Below are 1,922 nucleotides of genomic sequence, written 5' to 3' on the forward strand. Positions count from 1 at the left end.
GCCGCGCCGGCCACCGCCGCCCCGGCCTGGGCGCCCGCCGACTCCGCCCAGATCCACCCGGGCACGATGATGTACACCGAGGGTGCCCAGTGCACGGCGAACTTCGTGTTCACCGACGCCTCCAGCAACGTGTACGTCGGCTACGCGGCGCACTGTGCCGGCACCGGCGCGGCGACCGACACCGACGGCTGCAAGGCGAGCTCGCTGCCGCTCGGCACCAAGGTGACGTTCAACGAGGGCGGCAGCCTGATCAGCGAGGGCACCCAGGTGGGCTCGGGCACCTTGGTGTACTCCTCGTGGGACACCATGCACAAGCTCGGCACGACCGACGCCAACACCTGCGCCTACAACGACTTCGCGCTGGTCCAGGTTGCCGCAGCGGACGTCGCCAAGGTCAACCCGTCGGTGCCGTTCTGGGGCGGTCCCACCGGCATCGACACCGACGGCACCGCGGCGGGTGACCGGGTCTGGACCTACGGCAACTCCAGCCTGCGCGCCGGCCTCGAGCCCCTCTCGCCGCACACCGGCATCAGCCTGGGCGACGACGCCGCCGACGGCGGCTGGAGCCACCCGCTCTACACGGTGACCCCGGGCATCCCCGGCGACTCCGGCTCGGGCTTCCTCAGCGATGGGGGCAAGGCGATCGGCGTCCTCTCCACGCTCGGCCTCGCCCCGCTGCCGGCGTCGAACAACATCGGCGACCTGGCCAAGGAGCTCGCGTTCGCCCAGCAGCACTCCGGCATCTCCGGCCTGCAGCTGGTCAACGGCACCGAGCCGTTCTCGCCGATCCTGTGACCCGCTGACCTCGGTCCAGCCGAACCAGAGGGAGCGTCCCGGAGGCCCGGCACTTGCCTCCGGAAGATCAACGGCGACGGCCCCGCCCATCCCGGGCGGGGCCGTCGTCGCGTTCGGGTAGTTTGCCGGGCATGACCGCCCGCCAAGCCAGCACCCTGGCCGTGGCCTCGGTGGTCGCCGGCGCGCTGCTCCTCGTGGTGCTGGCGGCGTGGGCGTCCTCGATCGGGCCGAGCGGGGTGCTGCGCGGTGACGGCCCCTCCTCGCTCCGGTCGCCGACGACGACCGCGTCCTCCACGTCCGCGTCGGCCGACGCCGGCCGTGAGCCCCCCGAACCGGTCCCGTCTCGCGGCACGCCACCGTGGGTGCGGGCGTTCGCGCTGCTGGTCGACCTCGCGGTGGTGGTCGCACTGGTGCTGGTGGTGGCCAGGTACGCCGCGGTGCCGTTCGTGCGGTCGACCCGGCGACGGCGGGCGCTGCGCAAGCGGCGTACTCCCGAGCGGCTGGCCTTCGACGTCCTCGAGCCCCCCGCAGCGGTCGCGCGGGAGATGCTCGCCGACGCGGCCACGCAGCGCCGGCTGCTCGCCGAGGAGGGCACGCCGCGCAACGCGGTCGTCGCGTGCTGGCACCGCTTCGAGACCCAGGCCGCCGCGGCGGGCATGGCCCGCGGCACCTGGGAGACCTCCTCGGAGTACACCATGCGCCTGCTCGACCTCGTCGACGCCCACCAGCCGGCGGTGACCCGGCTCGGGGAGCTCTACCGCGAGGCCCGGTTCTCCGAGCACGAGCTCACCGAGGAGCACCGCCGCGAGGCCCTCGCGGCCCTGGACGCCATCCACCGCACGATCGGCGTGCCCGCGTGAGCGCCCGGGCCGGGGAACGGACCCGGTGGCGGACACGGTGGCGGACGTGGTGGCGGCGCCTGGCGGGCGGCGCGGTCGCGTACGCCGCGCTGGAGGCCGGCCTGGTGTTCGCCGACGCCGACCCGGACCCGGTCCGTCTCGGAGCGCTCGTGGCCGGTGGGGTCGCGCTGCTCGGGCTGCTGCGCGATGCGCTCGCCGGTGGGGGCGCCTCGTGGGACATCGAGGTGGAGCGGCCCTCGCTGCGCGAGCGCGGCGACCCGCGACTGC

3 protein-coding genes are annotated in these 1,922 nt (G+C 74.8%); all 3 read left to right on the forward strand.

Annotation, left to right across the window (positions count from 1 at the left end; translation table 11 throughout):
• Positions 1–795 (forward strand): hypothetical protein (locus VGD85_RS03590; protein ID WP_331062079.1); only part of this gene is annotated, 795 nt, incomplete at its 5' end.
• Positions 796–926: 131 nt separating this feature from the next.
• Entirely contained in the window at positions 927–1,655 is a 729-nt protein-coding gene (locus tag VGD85_RS03595) for a DUF4129 domain-containing protein (RefSeq protein ID WP_331062080.1), read from the forward strand.
• Positions 1,652–1,922, forward strand: a 271-nt coding sequence (locus tag VGD85_RS03600) for a hypothetical protein (RefSeq protein WP_331062081.1), incomplete at its 3' end; no start/stop codon positions are given. The genes VGD85_RS03595 and VGD85_RS03600, both read left to right, overlap by 4 nt.

It is taken from the genome of Nocardioides sp. (assembly GCF_036401255.1).
Taxonomy (GTDB): Bacteria; Actinomycetota; Actinomycetes; order Propionibacteriales; family Nocardioidaceae; genus Nocardioides.